Below are 21,021 nucleotides of genomic sequence, written 5' to 3' on the forward strand. Positions count from 1 at the left end.
TGCAACGGGACTGCCATTGCGGCATCTTCGCCGTTCATTTTTGTTGGGGGGAGCCCATGGACTGGAACGACTTGCGCGTCTTTCTGGCGATTGTCCGCACCGGCTCGCTGGGCGCTGCCGCGAAGCAACTGGGCGTTAGCCACCCCACCGTAGGACGGCGGCTTCACGTCCTTGAGCAGCACAGCGGGCAGGTTTTTTTCCGCCGCACCGGGCAAGGTCTGGTGTTGACGGACAGCGGTGAAAAAATTCTGGGGCTGGCTGAGGAAATGGAGCGAAGCGCTCTCTCCATTGAGCGGCACCTGGCAGGCGACAGCGATCAACCTGAAGGACTGTTGCGAATTTCATCGGCGGACTGGTTCGCCTGCTATGTGCTCGCCCCTGTACTCGACGAAATGTCGCGAAGGTACCCGCTGATCGTTCCAGAGGTGATCCCCGGACATCGCCTGTTCGATCTGACTCGCCGCGATGCGGATATCGCCTTTCGCATCGTGCCGTTCACCGAACCGGACATCGTTCAACGTCGACTGACCACACTCAGCTACGGACTGTACGTTGCCGCGCACTTGCCCTTCTCACCCTCGGAAGATGGAAAAGACCTCGGGTTGATCCTCATGAACACGGCGCAAGCTCACTACCCCGACGTGCTTTGGCTCCAGCAGATGTTTCCCCGCGCCAAAACCGTGTTCACCAGCAGCAGCCGTACCGTTCAGGCGCAGATGTGCGGCCGCGGATTGGGTATGGCGGTCTTGCCACGCGTGCTTGGCGATCAGTTGACCGCCCTGAGACGGGTAGACGTCGGCAGTGAACCACCAGGACGTGATATCTGGATGGGTTATCACCACGACATGAAGCAGATGGACAGGCTCCGCGCCCTGGCGGATCTCGCGGGTGAAATGATTGGTACGTAGGGTCTAATCGCCGTGCAACCAAGGCACACGCCATGGTAAAGACCAGACGTGAAGCCAGGGTCTGCACCGGCTAGGCGGAAGCCATGAGAGTTTCACAGGGCAGGGGTGATGATGGCGAAGGTCATCTTGAAGCGAACACCCTTCTGGAATATCTCCCACCAGGCTCTCAGGGTCATGCCCACCAAGGAGTGGCTTTTTTTTATCGCGGTGAAGCAACATTGGCCTGAGCCTTTCGAATACATCACCTACGCCGTTCAAGACTCTCAATAAATCGTTTGGCCCAAGGAGAAGCCTCACACACCTTGTTCGGATCGATAAGCCCCAGCAGCTTGAAGGAGTGTTCTCCCTTGCCATACTGACTCTTGGATTTACAGCCGCGTGTGGCCTTGGCAAGAGCATCGTAGACCTGCACCTTGGGCACATACTCAACGGAGTTTCCAGGTGCTGGTAATTGATTCTCTTGAAAACCCTGTCCGAAAAACTCCTTCAGTGTCCGACGATCCGCCAAAAACCAGCTTTCCATGCACTGCACCATCAAGTGACACTGCCAATCGTCCGAACCCACTGGTTTTTGCCAACCATCACCCTGACGTTGCTGCAAATGCTGCCACGGTAGCCACCGAGCACGATCATCAGGTTGCTGGGCATCGCCAGGTTGCACAAATTCAGGCAATGGCGCTTCGCTATCCACCAACAGCATCGCTGGCTCTTGATTGCGTATTGCCGTACAAAATGAATCAAACGCGTCGCCACGACTACCACACGCTACTATCCTGGGCATGCGCCCCTTGAAACCAGCTTTATCAAGAAATTTCGAAAACCCTTCTCTACAGGCCGTTTTCAACGATGCAGCGTCTCCACCCCCCTCTACGTAGAGTTTCACCAGCGCGTTCCTCCAATCTCACCCCGCGTCCACAACTGCCCAAGCCTGTACTTCTCAAGCCAGGGTTTCAGTTTTTCGGCATCCAGCCGCGTCAGGGTCGTACCGGCTTCCGTTTTTTCCGCCACTAGAACAGATTCCGGCTGATCGCTCATCGCATCTACCAGCACATCGGAATGCGTAGTCACGATAAGTTGGGTACGTGTAGCAGCTTCTTTCAGCAACTCTGCCAAGGTCGGCAAGATATCCGGATGTAGCCCCAGTTCGGGCTCTTCGATGCAAATCAGCGGCGGTGGGTTGGGATGACACAGCACGGCCAGTAGGCACAGATAACGCAAAGTACCGTCAGACAACCGGGTCGCCGGTACTGTAAATCCACCCTCGTGGAAAAATACCTGCACCGTGCCACCCTCAATTTGCACGTCGTAGTCATCAATGCCGCTGTAAAGCGCCTGCAAGGCCTTCAGCAAGCGCTGCTTGACAGCAGGATCACGGCGCAGCCGGTTGAGCACCAGCCCCAGGTTGCTGGAATCTGGCTCCAACACGTCGTTGGGCAAATCTACCTTTTGCGGCAGCCGGGGGGCCGTGTAACGACCAAAACTCCACTCTCTATAGAGCTGAATCTTGCCTAGCGTCTGCCCCAAATAGGTAACTTCCGGGTACTGATCCGGGTCACGCCGCTGAGACAAAATGGACTTTTCCAGATCGATATCTTCCTGCTGCAGGGAACGAGTTCCCCCGCCCTTCAGGTTAAGAACCGGTCTGCCTTTGTTGAAATGGTAAAAAAAGTACGGTTGAGGATGCTTCGGACCATCCGGCTTCTCATTTTCGATCCGCTCATCCGCGATTTCGAAACGCTGGCCTACCTCGGTAAAAGCCAAGTGATAACGCAGGTTTTGCGCTCCCTTGGGATGGGCAAGCAGGACATCCAATGAAGCAATTGGTGTACCTTTTGCGCCTTTCCACAGCCAGTCACGAACCCCACCACCCTCGCGTATGGGCTTCAGCAATTGCTCCGGCGCACTACGCAGCAGCTCGATGGACTCCAGCAGGTTGGACTTACCCGATCCGTTCGGCCCGATAATGACATTCAACGCCCCCAAGGGAATGGCGGTTGATGAGGCGCCAAAGCTCAGAAAGTTCGTCAGTTGAATAGACTGGATCAGCATCACATCTGCTCCTTGGTTAAACCTGATTAGTCTTCCGCTTCGCAGCCCATCATAGAGGGAGCATTTGAGGATACCTACACAAAACAGGTTTTCTGCGGGCATGAAAAAGCCCAACTGCTAAAGCTGGGCCAGATCAATGAAAATATGGTCGGGACGGAGTGATTCGAACACTCGACCCCTAGCACCCCATGCTAGTGCGCTACCGGACTGCGCTACGCCCCGACTAGGCGTGAATCTTGTTCCGCTTCTCAACGGAACGCTCAGGAATATATCGCAAGCTTTTGAAAACTGGAAGTATTTAAAGCAGAAATTTTATTTCTTGAGCACCACCAGCACATCTTCAAGCTCGGCGATCATCTGGCGGATCATTTGTTTGTACTGGGTTGTATCGTCCTTGGCCTCATCACCGGAGAGACGCAGGCGTGCGCCGCCGATGGTGAACCCCTGATCATACAGCAGCGCGCGGATCTGCCGGATCATCAGCACGTCTTGTCGCTGATAATACCGGCGGTTTCCGCGGCGCTTGACCGGGTTGAGTTGAGGAAACTCCTGCTCCCAATAGCGCAGCACGTGCGGTTTTACCGCACACAGCTCACTGACTTCACCAATGGTGAAGTAGCGTTTGCCCGGGATGACGGGTAGTTCGTCGTTATGACTTGGTTCCAGCATAAGCCTCAACTCGGGCCTTCAACTTCTGCCCTGGACGAAAGGTGACCACACGGCGAGCCGTGATCGGGATTTCTTCTCCCGTTTTCGGATTGCGGCCAGGCCGCTGGCGTTTGTCCCGAAGGTCGAAATTGCCGAAACCGGACAACTTGACCTGTTCGTTGTCTTCCAGAGCGTGCCTGATTTCTTCGAAAAACAGTTCGACCAATTCTTTGGCCTCCCGTTTATTCAGGCCCAACTCCTCATACAGACGTTCCGCCATCTCAGCTTTCGTCAGAGCCCCCATACGTCACTTCCTTAACGTGGCGTTCAACCTGTTTTCGAGCGAGGTGAGGATATTCTGCGTTGCGGTATTCACCTCATCGTCATTAAGAGTGCGCGATGGATGCTGCCAGGTCAAGCCAACTGCAAGGCTTTTTCTATGCGGATCAATGCCTTTACCCTGATACACGTCAAATAGCCTGAGGTCCGTCAGCCATTCGCCTGCATTTTCACGGATTACCTCCAGCACGGCGCTGGATGCAACGTCGCGATCGGCCAGCAACGCAAGGTCACGACGCACTTCAGGAAAGCGCGATAACTCTTGGAATTTCGGCATTTTCCCTTGGGCCACTTCGGCCAGAACCAGCTCGAAAACGAAGACTGGACGATCGAGGCCCAGGGTTTTCGACAGTTCCGGGTGGATGGCGCCAACATAGCCGACTTCACGCCCGTCTCGCTCGATGCGTGCGGTCTGCCCTGGGTGCAGCGCCGGGTGCCTGCCTGGCACGAAAGTGAATGCGTCGAGCGCGCCGGCAAAGCCCAGCACCGCTTCCACGTCAGCCTTGACGTCGAAGAAGTCGACGACATCGCGACCTTGCGCCCAACCTTCCGGCAGACGGCTGCCACAGACGACACCGGCCAGCATCGACTCCTGCTTCAAGCCGTCCAGCTGACCGACGAAACGCAGGCCGCTTTCGAACAGACGCACGCGATCCTGCTGACGGTTCAGGTTGTGCTGCAGCGACTTGACCAGGCCCGGCCACAAGGACGAGCGCATGGCCGCCATGTCGTTGGAAATCGGGTTGGCCAGCAACAGCGGCTCGACACCCGGATTGAACAGCTCGAACTGGCGCGGATCGATGAAGCTGTAGGTGATCGCTTCCTGATAACCGCGGGCCACCAGCAGGCGGCGCAGTTCCGGCAGGTCGCTACGGGCTTCGGCCTTGGCTTGCGGGGCCAGGCGCGCTTGCGGGTAGCGGACCGGCAGACGGTTGTAGCCATACAGGCGAGCCAGCTCTTCGATCAGGTCGACTTCCAGGCTGATATCGAAGCGATGGCTTGGCACTTCGACGCGCCACTGCCCTGCCCCATCGGCGCTGATGTTCAGGCCGAGGGCGCTGAGCAGGCGTTCGACTTCGGCCGGCGCCATTTCCATGCCCAGCATCTGGGTGATGCGCTGGGCACGCAGGGTGACCGGTGCAATCTTTGGCAGGTGCTGTTCGCTGACGGTCTCGATGATCGGGCCGGCTTCACCGCCAGTGATCTCCAGCAGCAGGCCAGTGGCGCGCTCCATGGCTTCACGGGCCAGTTGCCAGTCCACACCACGCTCGTAGCGGTGCGAGGCGTCGGTGTGCAGGCCATAGGAACGCGCCTTGCCAGCGACGGCGATCTGGTCGAAGAACGCGCTTTCCAGGAATATATCGCGGGTCGTGGCGGATACGCCACTGTGCTCGCCGCCCATGACGCCAGCAATCGCCAAGGTGCGGGCGTGGTCGGCAATCACCAGGGTGTCGCTGCGCAGGGTCACTTCCTGGCCATCGAGCAACACCAGCTTTTCACCCTCTTCGGCCATGCGCACGCGGATGCCACCGTTGATTTCGGCGAGATCGAACGCATGCAGCGGTTGACCCAGCTCCAGCATCACATAGTTGGTGATGTCGACAGCGGCGTCGATGCTGCGCACATCGGCGCGACGCAGGCGCTCGACCATCCACAGCGGTGTTGGCTTGGACAGGTCGACGTTACGGATCACGCGGCCCAGGTAACGCGGGCAAGCCGCTGGCGCCAGGACTTCAATCGAACGCACTTCGTCATGCACGGCCGGCACGGTCGCGACCACCGGACGCGTCACGGGGACGGCATACAACGCGCCGACTTCGCGGGCCAGGCCGGCCAGGGACAGGCAGTCGCCACGGTTCGGCGTCAGGTCGACCTCGATGCTCGCATCGTCCAGGCCCAGGTACTCACGGATGTCCTGGCCCACCGGCGCATCAACCGGCAGTTCCATCAGGCCATCGTTGCCTTCGCCGATCTGCAGTTCGGCCTGGGAGCACAGCATGCCGTTGGACTCGACGCCACGCAGCTTGGCTTTCTTGATCTTGAAGTCGCCTGGCAGCTCGGCACCGATCATGGCGAACGGGATCTTCAGGCCTGGGCGCACGTTAGGTGCGCCGCAGACCACCTGGAAGGTCTCCGCGCCATTGCTGACCTGGCAAACCCGCAATTTGTCTGCGTCCGGGTGTTGCTCGGTGCTCAACACCTCGCCCACCACCACGCCGCTGAATTCGCCGGCGGCCGGCGTGACGCTATCGACCTCAAGACCGGCCATCGACAGGCGAGCAACCAGCTCGTCCCGGCTTACCTGCGGGCTTACCCAGCCGCGCAGCCATTGTTCACTGAATTTCATCCTGCTCTCCTAATAGATTCGTTACCAACTGCGACCTAGCGAAACTGCGCAAGGAACCGCAAGTCGTTGTCGAAGAACAGGCGCAAGTCATTCACACCGTAACGCAGCATGGCCAGGCGCTCGGCGCCCATGCCGAAAGCAAAACCCGAGAATTCCTCCGGATCGATACCGGACATACGCAGCACGTTCGGGTGAACCATCCCGCAGCCCATCACTTCCAGCCAGCCAGTCTGCTTGCAGACACGGCAGCCTTTGCCGCTGCACATCACGCACTCCATGTCGACTTCAGCGGAGGGCTCGGTGAACGGGAAGTACGAAGGGCGGAAACGCACCGCCAGTTCTTTTTCGAAGAACACCCGCAGGAACTCTTCGATCGTGCCTTTGAGGTCGGCGAAATTGATGTCGCGATCGACCAGCAGGCCTTCGACCTGGTGGAACATCGGCGAGTGGGTGATATCGGAGTCGCTGCGGTACACACGGCCTGGGCAGACGATGCGGATCGGCGGCTGCTGCGATTCCATGGTGCGGACCTGTACCGGCGAGGTATGGGTGCGCAACAGCATGTTCGCATTGAAATAGAAGGTGTCATGCATCGACCGGGCCGGGTGATGGCCTGGGATGTTGAGTGCTTCGAAGTTGTGGTAGTCGTCTTCGACCTCAGGGCCTTCGGCAATGCCGTAGCCGATGTGGGTGAAGAACTGCTCGATGCGTTCCAGGGTCCGGGTCACCGGATGCAAGCCACCGGAGGTCTGGCCACGGCCAGGCAGGGTCACGTCGATGGACTCGGCGGCGAGCTTGGCAGCCAGGTCCGCCTCCTCGAGCAATGCCTTGCGCGCATTGAGGACTTCTGTGACACGCTCCTTGGCAACGTTGATCAGCGCACCGACCTGCGGACGCTCTTCGGCTGGCAGGTTCCCCAGGGTCTTCATCACCTGAGTCAACTCGCCCTTCTTGCCAAGGTAGTGAACCCGGATTTGCTCCAGGGCATTGATATCTTCAGCGCTTTGCACAGCCTCTAGTGCTTGAGCGACCAGCGCGTCCAGGTTTTCCATGTACAGACTCCAGATACAAAATAGGGGAAGAGCTTTAAGGCTCTTCCCCTATTTATGACGTTTGACACCTGGGCCCACAGAGGTGAGCCCTGGTGACTGCCGGGGGTACTTAAGCCAAGGTGGCTTTAGCTTTCTCGACAATCGCAGCAAACGCCGCTTTTTCGTTCACTGCCAGATCAGCCAGAACCTTACGGTCGATCTCGATGGACGCTTTTTTCAGGCCAGCGATGAAACGGCTGTAGGACAGACCGTTAACACGAGCACCAGCGTTGATACGAGCGATCCACAGAGCGCGGAACTGACGTTTTTTCTGACGACGGTCACGGTAGGCGTATTGGCCTGCCTTGATTACCGCTTGCTTGGCAACACGGAATACGCGGGAACGCGCGCCGTAGTAGCCTTTAGCAAGTTTCAGAATTTTTTTGTGACGCTTACGGGCAATGACGCCACGCTTTACACGAGCCATGAGTTACTTCCTCTATTCTTGATCCAAAAATTAACGAAGGCGCAGCATGCGCTCGACTTTTGCCACGTCAGACGGATGCAGCAAGCTGCTACCGCGCAGTTGACGCTTACGCTTGGTCGACATTTTGGTCAGGATGTGGCTCTTGAAAGCGTGCTTGTGCTTGATACCGTTAGCAGTTTTCAGAAACCGCTTAGCAGCACCACTTTTGGTTTTCATCTTTGGCATGTTCGGATACTCCGCATTCAGTTGATAAACATAATCGCAAGGCCTGCCGTGCCCTGTTGATTACTTCTTCTTTTTCGGGGCGATGACCATGATCAGCTGGCGTCCTTCCATCTTAGGATGCTGTTCGACCGAACCGTACTCGAGCAGGTCTTGTTCAACCCGCTTGAGGAGTTCCATCCCCAGCTCCTGGTGGGCCATCTCACGGCCGCGGAATCGCAAGGATACCTTGGCCCTGTCCCCGTCACTCAGGAAACGTACCAGGTTGCGCAGTTTTACCTGGTAATCCCCTTCCTCCGTCCCTGGACGAAACTTGATTTCTTTTACCTGAATCTGCTTCTGGTTTTTCTTCGCTGCGGCAATCTGCTTCTTCTTCTCGAAGATCGACTTGCCGTAGTCCATCACCCGGCAAACCGGTGGGACTGCGTCCGCGGAAATTTCTACCAGATCAAGCTTTGCTTCTTCAGCAATACGAAGCGCTTCATCAATCGAGACGATGCCAATCTGCTCGCCGTCAGCGCCAATTAACCGAACCTCGCGTGCCGAGATATTCTCGTTGATCGGGGCTTTCGGTGCAGCTCGTTTATCTTGTCTCATTTCACGCTTAATAATAATTACTCCAAATCTGGGCGACCACGCCGGGAAACCGCTTGCGCGAGGAACTCAGCGAATTCGGCGACGGGCATCGAGCCCAGGTCAGCACCTTCACGAGTACGCACAGCGACAGTCTGCATCTCGACCTCCCGATCTCCAATAACCAAGAGAAAGGGAACCTTGAGCAAAGTATGCTCGCGGATTTTAAAGCCGATCTTTTCATTTCTCAAGTCGGACTTGGCACGAAATCCGCTTTGGTTGAGAGTTTTTTCGACTTCGGCGGCAAAATCTGCCTGTTTATCAGTGATATTCATAATCACTGCCTGGGTCGGTGCCAGCCACGCAGGGAACGCACCTTCGTAGTGTTCGATCAGAATCCCGACGAAACGCTCGAACGAACCGAGGATCGCGCGGTGAAGCATGACCGGGTGCTTGCGGCTGTTGTCTTCGGACACGTATTCGGCGCCCAGACGGATCGGCAGGTTAAAATCGAGCTGCAGGGTACCACACTGCCAGACGCGACCAAGGCAATCTTTCAGCGAGAACTCGATCTTCGGACCGTAGAAAGCCCCCTCGCCCGGCTGCAGGTCATACGCAAGGCCCGCGCTATCGAGGGCGGCGGCCAGGGCCGCTTCGGCGCGATCCCACAGCTCGTCGGAGCCGACGCGTTTTTCCGGACGAGTGGACAGCTTCATCTCGACTTCGGTGAAGCCGAAGTCCCGGTAGACGTCCATGGTCAGCTTGATGAAAGCGGCGGATTCGGCCTGCATCTGCTCTTCGGTGCAGAAGATATGGGCATCGTCCTGGGTAAACGCACGCACGCGCATGATGCCGTGCAGCGCACCCGACGGCTCGTTGCGGTGGCAGGCACCGAACTCGGCCAGGCGCATCGGCAGCTCGCGGTAGCTTTTCAGGCCCTGGTTGAACACCTGCACGTGGCACGGGCAGTTCATCGGCTTGATGGCGTAGTCGCGGTTTTCCGACTGGGTGGTGAACATGTTGTCGGCGTAGTTGGCCCAGTGCCCGGATTTCTCCCACAGGCTGCGGTCGACCACTTGCGGCGTCTTGATTTCCAGGTAGCCGTTCTCACGCTGGACCTGGCGCATGTACTGCTCGAGCACCTGGTACAGGGTCCAGCCGTTCGGGTGCCAGAACACCATGCCCGGGGATTCTTCCTGGGTGTGGAACAGGCCCAGGCGCTTGCCGATCTTGCGGTGATCGCGCTTTTCGGCTTCTTCGATGCGCTGGATGTAGGCCGCCAGTTGCTTCTTGTCCGCCCAGGCAGTGCCGTAGACGCGCTGCAACTGCTCGTTCTTCGCATCGCCGCGCCAGTAGGCGCCGGACAGCTTGGTCAGCTTGAAGGATTTGAGGAAACGCGTGTTCGGCACGTGCGGACCGCGGCACATGTCGACGTATTCTTCGTGGTAGTACAGGCCCATGGCCTGCTCGTCCGGCATGTCTTCCACCAGACGCAGCTTGTAGTCCTCGCCACGGGCCTTGAAGACTTCGATGACTTCGGCGCGCGGGGTGACTTTCTTGATGACATCGTAGTCTTTCTCGATCAGCTGCTGCATGCGCTGTTCGATGGCGGCCAGGTCGTCCGGCGTGAAAGGACGCTCGAAGGCGATGTCGTAATAGAAGCCTTCGTCGATGACCGGCCCGATGACCATCTTCGCGCTCGGGTACAGTTGCTTGACCGCGTGGCCAACCAAGTGCGCGCAGGAGTGGCGAATGATCTCCAGCCCCTCTTCATCCTTGGGCGTGATGATTTGCAGCGTGGCGTCGCTGTCGATGACGTCACTGGCGTCGACCAGTTTACCGTTGACCTTGCCGGCCAGGGTGGCCTTGGCCAGGCCCGCGCCGATGGATGCGGCGACCTCGGCTACGGAAACCGGGTGATCGAACGAACGTTGACTGCCGTCGGGAAGAGTAATAGTTGGCATGGCGCCTCCTCTCCTAGTGGTGACCCCTACCAAAGGTCACGTGGGTTGGGATGAGCCAGTACAAGATCCAGTCCAGGCCATTCAATGACGAACGCCTGCCTTACAGCGGCAGGAGCCTTGCGGCCAACCGGGAAAACCGAACCAGAGTGACTGGGATTCAAATCAGGGTTATTCGGACTCTTTGCCACCGGGACGAACGATCATCCGCAGCCTGGAAATAGCCGAGCCCGGCATGCTAGCACAGATGAACGGTCATCGATGCACAAGGCTGTCACAGGAAGGCAAATCGTCCGCTTTTATGCCAGAGTGCTGAACTTGATCGGCCCTAGCGCCCTCGAATCACAGAACATCGACCCACAAGGAGCATCCCCGCATGCGTCTCAATACCCTGTTCGCCGTAGTCGCCCCCATTGCTCTGCTGCTGCCGTTGAGTGCCCACGCCGAATGGCCGAAGGGCGAGCGGGACAAATACATGGCCCAATGCACGCAGGCGGCTACCCCGCAGATTGGCGCGGCGGCGGCCAAATCCCACTGCGCCTGTGGTGCCGACGCCATCAAGTCCTACCCGGCGAGTGATATCCAGGCGCTGATGGACAACAAGGCCACCCCCCAACTGCAGCAGAGAGCCCTCGGCGAGATCGCCAAATGCAAGGCCAATGTGCCTGCGAAAAAGTGAATGACTGGAGTCTTTAAGGCCGCCCGGGGCTGATAAAAGGCCAAAAAAAGCGCTTTTTCGTACTATTTATGCAGGTTTTGCAGCTTTTTTTATCGTCTTTACTTTCGGCTCAAAGCCTTTAAAACCGGGCCTTTCAGCGGGCAAGGGCGATAAAGCAAACACGACTGATTGGCAAACAGCGCCTGCGGGGGGCTCCCAAATCGAACATTTCGACTATGATACCCGGGTGTGCCCAGTTGGCCTGAGCAGCACAGTACACTGAAAATATATGTTTCTTGGAGATACACCATGTCTAATCGCCAAACCGGCACCGTTAAATGGTTCAACGATGAAAAAGGCTTCGGCTTCATCACTCCTCAAGGTGGCGGTGACGACCTGTTCGTACACTTCAAAGCTATCGAAAGCGACGGTTTCAAAAGCCTGAAAGAAGGCCAGACCGTTTCCTTCGTGGCTGAGAAAGGCCAAAAGGGTATGCAAGCTGCACAGGTTCGCCCAGAGTAATTTCTCGGCGCACAAAAAACCCCGTCCATGTGACGGGGTTTTTTATGGGCGATTGAAAACCCTCAATCAGCCACAGTTCACCCGATTGATCACCAGGTTGGCATCGGTATTGAGGTTCAGGCGATCGGAGCGGTACTCGAGCGTGACCATGTCGTTGGGCTTGAGGATCCGGGCATTCTGCGCGCCGGCACGGGTACGGGCCTGCTCCAGCAACTGTGGCGAGGCCTTCTGGCCAATGGCGAATTCGGCGGCCTTTGCTTCGCAGCGGCTGTGACCGGTCTCGGCCGCTACAGGTTCGGGGGTCGACTCAGAGGTGCTGCTGCAACCGCTCAAGAGCATGACGGCCAGCAAAGTACTCAATGACGCGAGCTTCCAAGGCATGAAGCCTCCTTTTTTCGATGAATAAACAGAGAGCGTGCGACAGCCCGAACAGCGCTTGGTTTCAACAGCGCAACCATCAGGCCGGGAAAGCTGGCAGTTTGCCTGAGCCCCCAGCCCTGTTCAGGCCTGAATCGTGACTGGATATGAATGCGGCTCAATAAACGTCAATGTAATCGAAGGGCGGATTGGGCCAGTTGTCCTTCAGCGCGTTGTAGATCTGCATGACCCAGACCTCGTCGCTGGCAGCGACCCGGCCGACGTACCCCGAGCCCTTCGCCCACGTTTCGAGCCGAAACCGCAAACCCTCGATGTCAACGCCACCGACCACACCCGAGGACAGATAGGCGATGCCGTCCTTGGTCACGCGCAGTTGGGTATGCTCGTCGTCACTGGCCGAGGCCAGCAATTGACGAACCGCCTCGATGGTCAGGCCATCAGGAGCGTTCAAATCTATCTGCACGGCGAAGCTCCTTTGAAAAATAAAAGAACAAGTGTCGCACAGCCCTCCCCCAATGCCTAAGTCGCAGTGCCAAATCCCGGGCAAAAATGTTTAACTCAGCCTACAGACCTTCAACTCGCGAGCCCGACCATGAGTACCGTCAGTATCGAAGCCACCATCAATGCCAAATGGTCGGAGGGCCACAGCTCCTATAGCCCGGGCAGCCCGGAGGAGCTGGCAATCATCAGCATAGAATTGTTGGTGAAGGAGCTGGGGATAGAAGTCGCCCGCAACTTCATCCAGCAGACATTCGAGCGCTACCCGAGCATCGTCGACGCCGTGGATTGAGGCACGCGCCCGCAGGTCCAGCCTGGGGGCGCGCGATAGCCAGGCAGGTTACTTCAGGCGCGCCAGGCGCTCGGTCAGCAGGTCAAAGAACCCTTGGGCATCACCGTTCTCCACCCAGAACGCGTTCTTCGGCGCCTTCAGGCCGTCGTACCAGTCGACGATGGTCTGCCCGAACGTCGGCCCCTCGCGACTGTCCACGACGACATTGACTGAACGGCCAGTGAACAATTGCGGCTTGAGCAGGTAGGCAATCACGGTCGCGTCATGCACCGGCCCGCCCGTCATGCCGTAGTGCTCCATGTCGCCCTTGACGTATTCGTTGAGGATATCGCCCACCAGCTTGCTGGCATTGTTGTTCAGCGCCGCGATCTGCTTCAGGCGCGCCTCGCTGGTGAGAATCTTGTGGGTCACGTCCAACGGCAGATAGGTCAGCTTCACGCCGCTCTTGGCCACCACCTCGGCCGCCTGCGGATCGGCGAACAGATTGAACTCGGCCACCGGCGTGATATTGCCGCCGTTGAAGTGCGCACCGCCCATGATCACCACTTCCTTGATGCCCTGGACAATGTCCGGCTCCTGGACCAACGCCAGCGCCAGGTTGGTCTGCGGCCCCAGCATGGCGATGGTGATGCTCTGGGGCTTGGCCGCCTTCAGCGTGTCGATCAGGTAGTTGACGGCATTGCCTTCGGCCAGCCCCTTCTTCGGCTCATGCACCGTGACACCCGACAGACCTTCCTTGCCATGGATGTTCTCTGCGTAGATGGGCGTGCGCATCAAGGGTTTCGGTGCACCGGCGTAGACCGGCACATCTTCGCGCCCCGCCCATTCACGGGCCAGGCGAGCGTTGCGCGAGGTCTTGTCCAGGCGCACATTGCCGGCGACGGTGGTCAGCGCACGGATATGCAGCTCCTCGGGCGACGCCAGGGCGAACAGCAGCGCCACCACGTCGTCGGCACCTGGGTCGGTGTCGATGATCAGGTCGATCTTTTCCGCCGCCTGGGCGCTCGTTGCAGTGATCAATGACAAAAGCAGCAGACTCCGGATCAATTGACGCATTTTCTCAGCATAGCGGCGCATGGCGCACTCCTTGTGCAGGGTTGAACGGGATTTAGAACGTCACTCCAGCGACCAGCACGATATTGCAGTACGGCGAGCATTCGCCTGTGCGAATGATCGCCCGCGCCTGTCGGCTGATGACCTTGAATTGCTCATGGCTGACCAATGCCCGCTCACCCAACGCCCCCTCGGCATTCAGCGTCTCCAGGGTTGCCAGGGCCAACGGCTGTTTGTCGAGGATCTCCTCGGCCAGGACATGGCTTTCCACCTGCATTTCGCTGAGCACCACCTTCAAGGTGCTGACGAAGTCAGGAATGCCATGGGTCAGGGCCAGGTCGATCAATTCGACCTGGGGCGGCACGGGCAGGCCGGCATCACCGATGACGACCTTGTCGCCATGGCCGAGGGAAGCGATCAGTCGGGACAGTGCCACATTCAATAACGGCGTCTTTTTCATGATTTGAAAGCCTGTACTTCCAGCAACGTAGGGATTGAAGGTTGCGCGCCGGCGCGGGTGACCGACAGCGCGGCGGCGACCTGGCCGAAACGAATCGCATCGACCTCACTTTTGCCGCTGGCCAAGGCTGCCGCGAAGCCGCCGACAAAGGTATCCCCGGCGGCTGTGGTATCCACTGCCTTGACCCGCGGGGCCGGGAAATGCTCGAAGCTGGCGCCGCTGGCGAACATCAGCCCCTGGGCCCCCAGGGTGACGATCACCTTGCCAGCACCGGCGGCGATCAAATGCGCCGCGGCGGCCTCTGCGGTTTCCAGGGAATCCACCGCCAGCCCGCTCAGCACCGCGGCTTCGCTTTCATTGGGAATCAGGTAGTCGATGCAGGCGTACCAGTCGGCGGGCAAGGCATGGGAAGCCGGCGCGGGGTTGAGGATGACGATTTTGCCCAACTCACGCCCGCGCTTGAGGGCATGGCCGACGGTGGCATCCGGCACTTCGAGCTGGCAGATGATGACATCGGCGCTTTTCAGCACGTCATCGACACCGTCCAGGACCTCGGCGGTGAGCGCACCGTTGGCACCGGCGACGATAACGATCGCATTCTGGCTGTTGTCGTCGACGACAATCAGCGCCACGCCGCTGGAGCCCTTCTCCACGCGGACTGCCTGGCAGTCGATGCCCTCGGCCAGCAACGCGCCGCGCAATTGTTCGCCATAGGCATCGTCACCCACGCAGCCGACCATCGACACCTGCGCCCCCAGGCGCGCGACGGCTACCGCCTGGTTGGCGCCCTTGCCACCGGGGATGGTGGCGAACGACTCGCCGATCAGGGTTTCACCGCCACGGGGCAAGCGCGGCGCCCGGGTCACCAAGTCCATGTTCAGACTGCCTATTACCACTACTTTTGCTGGCATACATCACTACTCATCAATTCGGTTCAGCGGTATTGGGCGAATGTACCGGACAGCGGTGCAGTCGACTCTCGCAAGACAATACTCGGCGTCACGATCCGCTGGTCGGTGGCAAGGCCCGGCGTAGCGATACGCCGCAGCAGTACTTCGGCCGCCATTTCCCCGAGCTGCAGGATCGACTGCCCCACCGTGGTCAACGCCGGGTAGACATAGCGGCTCATCTGGATGTCATCGAAACCGATGACCGACAGTTCGCTGGGCACACGTACATTGCGCTCGGCCGCGGCGCGCAGCACACCGATGCCGATCATGTCGTTGGCCGCGAAGATCGCGCTGGGCGGCAGCTGGTCAAGCAGTTGCGCGGCGGCGCGGTAACCGCCGGTACTGGTGAAATCGCTCTCGAGCATGCGCTCGACGGGCAGTTCGATCCCGGACTCTTTCAGCGCCCGGCAGTAACCGGCCAGGCGCATTTGCGCCACGCTGGTATCGGCCGGGCCGCCGATGAAGGCGATATCGTGGTGTCCCAACTCCAGCAAGTGCCGGGTCGCCAGGTAGGCACCGTATTCATGATCGATGCGCACCAGGTCCGCGTCGACGCCATCGAGTCCGCGGTCGACGATGACCATGGGCGTGCGCACGCTGGCCAGGCCCTCGGCCAGGCCGACATCGCCTCCGGCGGACGCGAAGATCAGGCCATCGATGCGTTTTTCCAGCAGTACCCGCAGGTAGCTGCGTTGCTTGTCCGGGTTGTCGTCGGAGTTGCACAGAATCACGCAATAGCCGTTGCGCTCACAGTAATCCTCGATGCCCCGGGCCAACTCGGCAAAGTAAGGGTTGAGGCTGTTGGGCACCAACAGGCCGATGGTCGCCGTGGTCTTGGCCTTGAGCGACCGGGCCACGGCGCTGGGCACATAGTCCAGGCGCTCGATGGCCGCCTCGACCTTGAGCCGCACTTCCTCGCTGACCGGCCGCGTCTTGTTCACCACGTGGGACACGGTGGTGTAGGAGATCCCCGCGAGCGCTGCTACATCCTTGATCGTCGCCATGGTTCAGCCCCGCCGACTGGCGCGCTGACTGCGATAGGTATCGAGCACGACCGCCACCACGATCACCGCGCCGGTGATGATGCGTTTGGTCGGCTCGGTAGCGCCGATCTGCGCCAGGCCCGCCGCCAGCACGGAGATGATCAACACGCCGAAGAAGGTACTGATGACCGAGCCGCGCCCACCCATCAGGCTGGTACCGCCGATGACCACCGCCGCGATCACCTGCAGTTCCAGCCCTGAGCCGGCGTTCGGGTCCGCGGCCTCCAGGCGGGAAATCTGGAACAATGCCGCCACGCCGGCCAGCAAGCCCATCAGGCTGAACACCAGGATCTTGTAGGGTTTTGGATTGATGCCGGCCAGGCGCACGGCTTCTTCATTGGTGCCGATGCCGATCAGGTAGCGACCGAACACCGTGCGGGTCAGCACCGCCTGGGCAATGAAAATCACCAGCAAGGCGATGATGAACGAAGGCGAGATACCGAAGGCGATGGGGTTGGACAGCCAGGCGAACGAGTCGCCGATGTAGGCGGTCCGGGACCCGGTCATCTGGTACGCCAGGCCCCGGGCCATTTCCAGCACGCCGAGGGAGACGATGAACGATGGAATCCGCCACGCAACGGTGATCGAACCGGTGACCGTACCCGCCAGCGCCGCCACGGCCATGCCGAGCAAGGCCGATGGCCAGACGCTCCAGCCCCAGCCGAGCACGGCCACGCTGACCGTCGAGGCCGCCAGTGCCAGCACCGAGCCCACCGACAGGTCGATGCCGCCGATGATCAGGATGAAGGTCATGCCGACCGCCAGCACCATCAGGTCGGGAATCTGGTTGGCCAAGGTGCTGAACGTGTCATAGGACAGGAAGTGGCTGCTCAGGGTTGAGAACAGCGCGACCATGGCCAGCAGTGCGCCAGCCAGGCCCAGGTAGGTCCCGAGGCCATAGAAGTTGCCACTTGATTTGCCGACGGCAGATGCGGTTTTCATGAAAAATCCCTAGGCGCTGCTTCGTTGAGCAACGCATCACGTTTCTGGTAGCCGGCGAATGCCGCGGCAAGCAAGTCATCCTGGGTCCAGCTGTCGCGCTCGAAGGTATCGATCAGGCGCCCGGCGGACAGCACGCCGATTCGATCGCAGATCAACATCAGTTCCCGCAGGTCACTGGACACCACGACCAGCGCCTTGCCCTGGCGAGTCAACTCGCCGAGCAGCGCATAAATGTCGAATTTGGCGCCGACGTCGATGCCACGGGTCGGCTCGTCGAACAGCATGACCGCGCAATCGCGTTCGAGCCAACGACCGATCACGACCTTCTGCTGGTTCCCGCCCGACAGCTCGGACACCAACTGGGTCGGGCTGGAACTGCGGATGCGCATGGCATCGACCTGGCGCTGCGCCAGGGCCAGTTCGGCGCTGCCATTGACCAGGCCGGCGCTGGAAATCTCCGGCATGTTACCCAGGGCAATGTTGGCGGCGATGGACTGCGTCAGCAGCAAGCCTTCGCCCTTGCGGTCTTCGGTAATCAACGCGATGCCATGGGCCACGGCATCGGACGGCGAGCGAATGCTCACCACCCGGGCCGGCGAACCCAGCGCCACCGTGCCGCTGTCGGCCGGATCGGCACCGAAGATCAGCCGCAACAGTTCGGTGCGCCCTGCCCCGATCAGGCCGGAGATGCCGAAGATCTCGCCACTGCGGACTTCGAAGGACACGTCGCGGACCTTGTCGGAACGGGTCAGGCCTTTAACGGTCAACGCCGGCGCGCCGACCTGGCGAGGGCCAAGGTCGATATGCTCGCCCAGTTCCCGGCCGACCATCAGGGTCACCAGTTGCTCGCTGTCGTAGTTGGCCATCGGCTCGACGCAGACCAGGTTGCCATCGCGCAGTACCGCAATGCGCTGGGCGACCCGCGCCAGTTCTTCGAGGCGATGGGAAATGTAGATGATCGACACGCCACGCGCCTGCAAACGAGTGATCTGCTCAAAGAGCATTTCGACTTCGCGGGCCGTCAGCATGGCGGTCGGCTCATCGAGAATCAGCACATGGCAATCGCCAATCAGGTTGCGGGCGATCTCGACCATCTGTTGGTGACCGATCCCCAGCTCGCCGACCAGCGTGTCGGGATCGATCGCATCGAGCCCCACCTGAGCCATGGCCTCGATGGCCGCCTTGCGCAATTGCTTGCGACTGATCCAGCCGCCGTGGCTGGGCAGGTTGTCGAGGAACAGGTTTTCAGCCACGGACAGGGTCGGCAGCAGGTTGAGCTCCTGCATCACCATGCGTACGCCCAGCTCTTCAGCCTGGGTCCGGCTGCCAGGACGATAATCCTGCCCTTGAAATTGCATCTGCCCGGTCGTCGGCGTCACCAGCCCGCCGATGATCTTGGACAGGGTGCTTTTGCCGGCGCCATTTTCACCGGTCAGCGCCAGCACTTCACCGCGCATCAACGTCAGGTTGATATCGGTCAGTACCGGCTGGGCATAGGTCTTGCCGATACCGCTGACGCACAGGACAGCGTTCGGGTCGCGAACGGACATAACAAACTCTCCAATGCGCTCGCCCGGACGGGCGAGCACCGTTGTGTCGCCAGGATTACGGCTTGGTCACCAGCTCGACCGGAGTTTCGATAACGCCGTTGGTACCGCTGTCGACTTTTTCGCCCTTGAGCATCTTCAGCGCTGTTTCGATGCCGAACACGGCCTGCTTGGCGGCGAACTGGTCGGCAGTCGCCAGGACACGACCGTCCTTGAGCATTGGCTTGATGGCGTTGATGTTGTCGTAGCCGACCACCTGCACTTTGCCCGCCTTGCCCGCCGCGCGCACGGCCGATACGGCACCGACCGCCATGCTGTCGTTACCGGCCAGCAGTGCCTTGATGTTCGGGTATTCGCTGAGCATCGACGCGGCAACCTGGTTGCCCTTGTTGATTTCCCAGTCGCCGGATTGCAGGGACACGACCTTGATCTGCGCCGCTTCCATCGCATCCTTGAAGCCCGCGGTGCGTGCCTGGGCGTTGGTGGTGGTGGAGACACCTTCGATGATGCCGACTTCGTCACCGGCCTTGAGTTGCTTGGCCAGGTACTCGCCCACCAGCCGCGCGCCCTTGCGGTTGTCAGGGCCTACGAACGGCACGTTGATGTTCTTGCTCTTGACCACGGCCGGATCGAGCTGGTTATCGATGTTGATGACCGTGATGCCGGCATCCACGGCTTTCTTGATCACCGGCACCATGGCCTTGGAGTCCGCTGGCGCGATGATCAGGGCATCGACCTTGGACACGATCATCTGCTCGACGATGCGGATCTGGTTGGCGGTGTCGGTTTCATCCTTGATCCCGTTGGAGATCAGGTCGAAATCGGCGGAGTGTTCCTTCTGATAAGCCTTGGCGCCGTCTTCCATGGTCAGGAAAAATTCGTTGGCCAGGGATTTCATGACCAGGGCAACCTTGGGTTTTTCTGCGGTCTGGGCGAATGCCGAGGAGAGAGGCAGCGTGGCGGACGCGGCCGCGAGCATGGCAACAGCGAGAAGGCGTCCAGCGAATGGCAACTTCATGGGTTCACTCCGATCTTATGATTATTGTGAGCAAATCAATGCACGGAACGCCGCGCAAACGTTTGCGTGAAGTGAACTATGGTAAGGCTTCGCAGATTTGTCAACGTTGCGGTTTGATCCGCAACGTTGACATTCAGGCCGTCGTATTGACCACCGAACCCGAACCGCTGCCCTTGGACAACTCCGTGACCAAGTGGCCAGTGACTTCCAGCAAAGCGCCACTGGTGTCGGCGATCTGCCCCTGGATGGCCATGACCGCCGAGGTCCTGGCTTCCTCCGTCGAATAGTTACGCGCCTGGGCGGCGGCCAGTTGTTGTTGCTGCTCCCTGAGCTGCTGCTGAAGCTCTTGCATCCGCTTGAGCAGCACCTGGACCGCCACGCTCTGGCTGCTGCCGCTCTCCTGCGCCTGGTCGGTTGCTTCAGCGCCAGCGCCCATGCCCGTGCGGACCTTGCCCGAGTCTTGCGTTGCACCCAGGGCCTCGTCGGCGGCCTGGTCTTCTGCCTCGCTCAAAGCCTCCAGCGTGCCGGCGGATTTTCCGCCAATGGTCACCGCTGCCGCATTGGGAAAGCCGATGGAAAACGACATGTCAAAACTCCATAGAAGGGGATTCCTACGAAGGACATCGCCCGCCGAAGCACTTTCTTTAGCGCCCGATGAAATCAGTCAATAGCTTCGCCACCTTGAGCGGGTGACAACCTGTTTACGCAAGCCGATAAAAAATTCCTTTCTCCTACACCAAAACGAAAAAAGTGCTGTCAGACGATTTTCTTGAATTTTAAGTAGTTGCGTAAATGCCTACGGTTAAATACTGTATGCCCGTACAGCTTAATAAGGATAATCCTGTGGCCACCCCCTCCGCTGCAACTACTCCCTTAGATTCCTATACGCGACTCGGCCTCCGGGTCTCGAAAATCATCAACGCCCCCACCGCGCAAAAAGCCAAGGCCGCGCTGATCTTCCGTCTGCCCGACGAGCCGGTGGATGAATGGGAACGTCTCCTGGAAGAAATCGACGAGAACGACAACGTGACCCTCGCCTATCGCGACGATGGTGGTGTGCAGGTTTTCTGGGTTGTGCCGAAGGAAGATTGAGCC

25 protein-coding genes and 1 tRNA gene are annotated in these 21,021 nt (G+C 59.4%); 5 read left to right on the forward strand and 21 right to left on the reverse strand.

Annotated elements, in window-relative coordinates; genetic code table 11:
• Positions 1 to 56 precede the first annotated feature (56 nt).
• A complete protein-coding gene (locus BM321_RS08085; RefSeq protein ID WP_092442177.1) occupies positions 57 to 908 on the forward strand; it encodes a LysR family transcriptional regulator in 852 nt (283 codons plus the stop codon).
• A gap of 241 nt (positions 909 to 1,149) precedes the next feature.
• Here BM321_RS08085 and BM321_RS08090 read toward each other — a convergent pair whose 3' ends face one another.
• From BM321_RS08090 to thrS, 11 genes are all read right to left on the reverse strand, one after another.
• Entirely contained in the window at positions 1,150 to 1,791 is a 642-nt protein-coding gene (locus tag BM321_RS08090; protein ID WP_092442144.1) for a DUF4276 family protein, read from the reverse strand.
• Entirely contained in the window at positions 1,788 to 2,957 is a 1,170-nt protein-coding gene (locus BM321_RS08095) for an AAA family ATPase (protein WP_092442145.1), read from the reverse strand. Before BM321_RS08095 ends, BM321_RS08090 begins: the two co-directional genes overlap by 4 nt.
• Positions 2,958 to 3,102: 145 nt before the next feature.
• Positions 3,103 to 3,179, reverse strand: a tRNA-Pro gene (locus tag BM321_RS08100).
• 90 nt (positions 3,180 to 3,269) lie between these two features.
• Positions 3,270 to 3,626 (reverse strand): MerR family transcriptional regulator, encoded by a 357-nt coding sequence (locus BM321_RS08105; protein WP_003179985.1) that lies wholly within the window; start codon positions 3,624 to 3,626, stop codon positions 3,270 to 3,272.
• Positions 3,607 to 3,909, reverse strand: coding sequence for an integration host factor subunit alpha (gene ihfA / locus BM321_RS08110; protein WP_002553164.1), 303 nt, complete (start codon positions 3,907 to 3,909; stop codon positions 3,607 to 3,609). Before ihfA ends, BM321_RS08105 begins: the two co-directional genes overlap by 20 nt.
• 3 nt (positions 3,910 to 3,912) lie before the next feature.
• Positions 3,913 to 6,291: a phenylalanine--tRNA ligase subunit beta gene (gene pheT / locus BM321_RS08115; RefSeq protein WP_092442146.1), complete on the reverse strand. Its 2,379-nt coding sequence runs from the start codon at positions 6,289 to 6,291 to the stop codon at positions 3,913 to 3,915.
• A gap of 35 nt (positions 6,292 to 6,326) precedes the next feature.
• Entirely contained in the window at positions 6,327 to 7,343 is a 1,017-nt protein-coding gene (pheS, locus tag BM321_RS08120) for a phenylalanine--tRNA ligase subunit alpha (protein ID WP_092198998.1), read from the reverse strand.
• Between the two features lie 109 nt (positions 7,344 to 7,452).
• Positions 7,453 to 7,809, reverse strand: a complete 357-nt coding sequence (gene rplT, locus BM321_RS08125; protein ID WP_002553161.1) for a 50S ribosomal protein L20 — start codon at positions 7,807 to 7,809, stop codon at positions 7,453 to 7,455.
• Between the two features lie 30 nt (positions 7,810 to 7,839).
• Positions 7,840 to 8,034: a 50S ribosomal protein L35 gene (gene rpmI, locus BM321_RS08130; protein ID WP_002553160.1), complete on the reverse strand. Its 195-nt coding sequence runs from the start codon at positions 8,032 to 8,034 to the stop codon at positions 7,840 to 7,842.
• A 60-nt stretch (positions 8,035 to 8,094) separates the two neighbouring features.
• Positions 8,095 to 8,646, reverse strand: a complete 552-nt coding sequence (gene infC / locus BM321_RS08135; protein WP_169432615.1) for a translation initiation factor IF-3 — start codon at positions 8,644 to 8,646, stop codon at positions 8,095 to 8,097.
• A complete protein-coding gene (gene thrS, locus BM321_RS08140) occupies positions 8,646 to 10,568 on the reverse strand; it encodes a threonine--tRNA ligase (protein ID WP_092199001.1) in 1,923 nt (640 codons plus the stop codon). Before thrS ends, infC begins: the two co-directional genes overlap by 1 nt.
• Before the next feature lie 373 nt (positions 10,569 to 10,941).
• On the opposite strand from thrS, the gene BM321_RS08150 reads away from it, so the two are divergent.
• Positions 10,942 to 11,244 (forward strand): TrbG/VirB9 family P-type conjugative transfer protein, encoded by a 303-nt coding sequence (locus BM321_RS08150; RefSeq protein WP_092442147.1) that lies wholly within the window; start codon positions 10,942 to 10,944, stop codon positions 11,242 to 11,244.
• A gap of 288 nt (positions 11,245 to 11,532) precedes the next feature.
• Complete coding sequence (locus BM321_RS08155; RefSeq protein WP_003179963.1) at positions 11,533 to 11,745, forward strand: cold-shock protein; 213 nt, start codon at positions 11,533 to 11,535, stop codon at positions 11,743 to 11,745.
• A 66-nt stretch (positions 11,746 to 11,811) separates the two neighbouring features.
• On the opposite strand, the gene BM321_RS08160 is transcribed toward BM321_RS08155, so the two are convergent.
• Positions 11,812 to 12,126, reverse strand: coding sequence for an I78 family peptidase inhibitor (locus BM321_RS08160; RefSeq protein ID WP_092442148.1), 315 nt, complete (start codon positions 12,124 to 12,126; stop codon positions 11,812 to 11,814).
• Positions 12,127 to 12,280: 154 nt separating this feature from the next.
• Positions 12,281 to 12,586 carry a hypothetical protein gene (locus tag BM321_RS08165; RefSeq protein ID WP_092327427.1) on the reverse strand — a complete coding sequence of 102 codons (306 nt, stop codon included), beginning with the start codon at positions 12,584 to 12,586 and terminating at the stop codon, positions 12,281 to 12,283.
• Between the two features lie 129 nt (positions 12,587 to 12,715).
• Between BM321_RS08165 and BM321_RS08170 the strand changes: the two genes are divergently transcribed.
• Positions 12,716 to 12,913, forward strand: a complete 198-nt coding sequence (locus BM321_RS08170) for a hypothetical protein (RefSeq protein WP_092442149.1) — start codon at positions 12,716 to 12,718, stop codon at positions 12,911 to 12,913.
• Between the two features lie 48 nt (positions 12,914 to 12,961).
• On the opposite strand, the gene BM321_RS08175 is transcribed toward BM321_RS08170, so the two are convergent.
• From BM321_RS08175 to BM321_RS08210, 8 genes are all read right to left on the reverse strand, one after another.
• Positions 12,962 to 13,990: a nucleoside hydrolase gene (locus BM321_RS08175; protein ID WP_092442150.1), complete on the reverse strand. Its 1,029-nt coding sequence runs from the start codon at positions 13,988 to 13,990 to the stop codon at positions 12,962 to 12,964.
• Positions 13,991 to 14,021: 31 nt separating this feature from the next.
• The gene (rbsD, locus tag BM321_RS08180; protein ID WP_060738181.1) at positions 14,022 to 14,426 is read right to left on the reverse strand and encodes a D-ribose pyranase; all 405 of its coding nucleotides are present in this window, start codon (positions 14,424 to 14,426) and stop codon (positions 14,022 to 14,024) included.
• The gene (rbsK, locus tag BM321_RS08185; RefSeq protein WP_092442151.1) at positions 14,423 to 15,337 is read right to left on the reverse strand and encodes a ribokinase; all 915 of its coding nucleotides are present in this window, start codon (positions 15,335 to 15,337) and stop codon (positions 14,423 to 14,425) included. Before rbsK ends, rbsD begins: the two co-directional genes overlap by 4 nt.
• A 23-nt stretch (positions 15,338 to 15,360) precedes the next feature.
• On the reverse strand, positions 15,361 to 16,380 hold the full coding sequence (locus BM321_RS08190; RefSeq protein ID WP_092442152.1) for a LacI family DNA-binding transcriptional regulator: 1,020 nt from the start codon (positions 16,378 to 16,380) through the stop codon (positions 15,361 to 15,363).
• A 3-nt stretch (positions 16,381 to 16,383) separates the two neighbouring features.
• Positions 16,384 to 17,361: an ABC transporter permease gene (locus tag BM321_RS08195; protein ID WP_060738184.1), complete on the reverse strand. Its 978-nt coding sequence runs from the start codon at positions 17,359 to 17,361 to the stop codon at positions 16,384 to 16,386.
• On the reverse strand, positions 17,358 to 18,911 hold the full coding sequence (locus tag BM321_RS08200) for a sugar ABC transporter ATP-binding protein (protein ID WP_092442153.1): 1,554 nt from the start codon (positions 18,909 to 18,911) through the stop codon (positions 17,358 to 17,360). Before BM321_RS08200 ends, BM321_RS08195 begins: the two co-directional genes overlap by 4 nt.
• 55 nt (positions 18,912 to 18,966) lie before the next feature.
• Positions 18,967 to 19,926 carry a sugar ABC transporter substrate-binding protein gene (locus BM321_RS08205; RefSeq protein ID WP_092442154.1) on the reverse strand — a complete coding sequence of 320 codons (960 nt, stop codon included), beginning with the start codon at positions 19,924 to 19,926 and terminating at the stop codon, positions 18,967 to 18,969.
• Positions 19,927 to 20,059: 133 nt separating this feature from the next.
• Positions 20,060 to 20,512, reverse strand: a complete 453-nt coding sequence (locus BM321_RS08210) for a hypothetical protein (protein ID WP_092442155.1) — start codon at positions 20,510 to 20,512, stop codon at positions 20,060 to 20,062.
• Between the two features lie 206 nt (positions 20,513 to 20,718).
• Between BM321_RS08210 and BM321_RS08215 the strand changes: the two genes are divergently transcribed.
• On the forward strand, positions 20,719 to 21,018 hold the full coding sequence (locus tag BM321_RS08215) for a DUF1654 domain-containing protein (RefSeq protein WP_053121397.1): 300 nt from the start codon (positions 20,719 to 20,721) through the stop codon (positions 21,016 to 21,018).
• Positions 21,019 to 21,021: the final 3 nt, after the last annotated feature.

The sequence above is a fragment of the Pseudomonas sp. NFIX10 genome, from assembly GCF_900111955.1.
GTDB lineage: Bacteria > Pseudomonadota > Gammaproteobacteria > Pseudomonadales > Pseudomonadaceae > Aquipseudomonas > Aquipseudomonas fluorescens_AA.

Excerpts from the sequence above, each read along its gene's own strand:
- rpmI (WP_002553160.1), bottom strand. The coding sequence starts at position 8,034 with ATGCCAAAGATGAAAACCAAAAGTGGTGCTGCTAAGCGGTTTCTGAAA.
- BM321_RS08085 (WP_092442177.1), top strand. The coding sequence starts at position 57 with ATGGACTGGAACGACTTGCGCGTCTTTCTGGCGATTGTCCGCACCGGC.
- rplT (WP_002553161.1), bottom strand. The coding sequence starts at position 7,809 with ATGGCTCGTGTAAAGCGTGGCGTCATTGCCCGTAAGCGTCACAAAAAA.
- BM321_RS08105 (WP_003179985.1), bottom strand. The coding sequence starts at position 3,626 with ATGCTGGAACCAAGTCATAACGACGAACTACCCGTCATCCCGGGCAAA.
- BM321_RS08150 (WP_092442147.1), top strand. The coding sequence starts at position 10,942 with ATGCGTCTCAATACCCTGTTCGCCGTAGTCGCCCCCATTGCTCTGCTG.
- rbsD (WP_060738181.1), bottom strand. The coding sequence starts at position 14,426 with ATGAAAAAGACGCCGTTATTGAATGTGGCACTGTCCCGACTGATCGCT.
- BM321_RS08160 (WP_092442148.1), bottom strand. The coding sequence starts at position 12,126 with ATGCCTTGGAAGCTCGCGTCATTGAGTACTTTGCTGGCCGTCATGCTC.
- BM321_RS08195 (WP_060738184.1), bottom strand. The coding sequence starts at position 17,361 with ATGAAAACCGCATCTGCCGTCGGCAAATCAAGTGGCAACTTCTATGGC.
- pheS (WP_092198998.1), bottom strand. The coding sequence starts at position 7,343 with ATGGAAAACCTGGACGCGCTGGTCGCTCAAGCACTAGAGGCTGTGCAA.
- ihfA (WP_002553164.1), bottom strand. The coding sequence starts at position 3,909 with ATGGGGGCTCTGACGAAAGCTGAGATGGCGGAACGTCTGTATGAGGAG.
- pheT (WP_092442146.1), bottom strand. The coding sequence starts at position 6,291 with ATGAAATTCAGTGAACAATGGCTGCGCGGCTGGGTAAGCCCGCAGGTA.
- BM321_RS08170 (WP_092442149.1), top strand. The coding sequence starts at position 12,716 with ATGAGTACCGTCAGTATCGAAGCCACCATCAATGCCAAATGGTCGGAG.
- BM321_RS08155 (WP_003179963.1), top strand. The coding sequence starts at position 11,533 with ATGTCTAATCGCCAAACCGGCACCGTTAAATGGTTCAACGATGAAAAA.
- BM321_RS08210 (WP_092442155.1), bottom strand. The coding sequence starts at position 20,512 with ATGTCGTTTTCCATCGGCTTTCCCAATGCGGCAGCGGTGACCATTGGC.
- thrS (WP_092199001.1), bottom strand. The coding sequence starts at position 10,568 with ATGCCAACTATTACTCTTCCCGACGGCAGTCAACGTTCGTTCGATCAC.
- BM321_RS08190 (WP_092442152.1), bottom strand. The coding sequence starts at position 16,380 with ATGGCGACGATCAAGGATGTAGCAGCGCTCGCGGGGATCTCCTACACC.
- BM321_RS08215 (WP_053121397.1), top strand. The coding sequence starts at position 20,719 with ATGCCTACGGTTAAATACTGTATGCCCGTACAGCTTAATAAGGATAAT.
- BM321_RS08175 (WP_092442150.1), bottom strand. The coding sequence starts at position 13,990 with ATGCGCCGCTATGCTGAGAAAATGCGTCAATTGATCCGGAGTCTGCTG.
- rbsK (WP_092442151.1), bottom strand. The coding sequence starts at position 15,337 with ATGCCAGCAAAAGTAGTGGTAATAGGCAGTCTGAACATGGACTTGGTG.
- BM321_RS08200 (WP_092442153.1), bottom strand. The coding sequence starts at position 18,911 with ATGTCCGTTCGCGACCCGAACGCTGTCCTGTGCGTCAGCGGTATCGGC.
- BM321_RS08205 (WP_092442154.1), bottom strand. The coding sequence starts at position 19,926 with ATGAAGTTGCCATTCGCTGGACGCCTTCTCGCTGTTGCCATGCTCGCG.
- BM321_RS08095 (WP_092442145.1), bottom strand. The coding sequence starts at position 2,957 with ATGCTGATCCAGTCTATTCAACTGACGAACTTTCTGAGCTTTGGCGCC.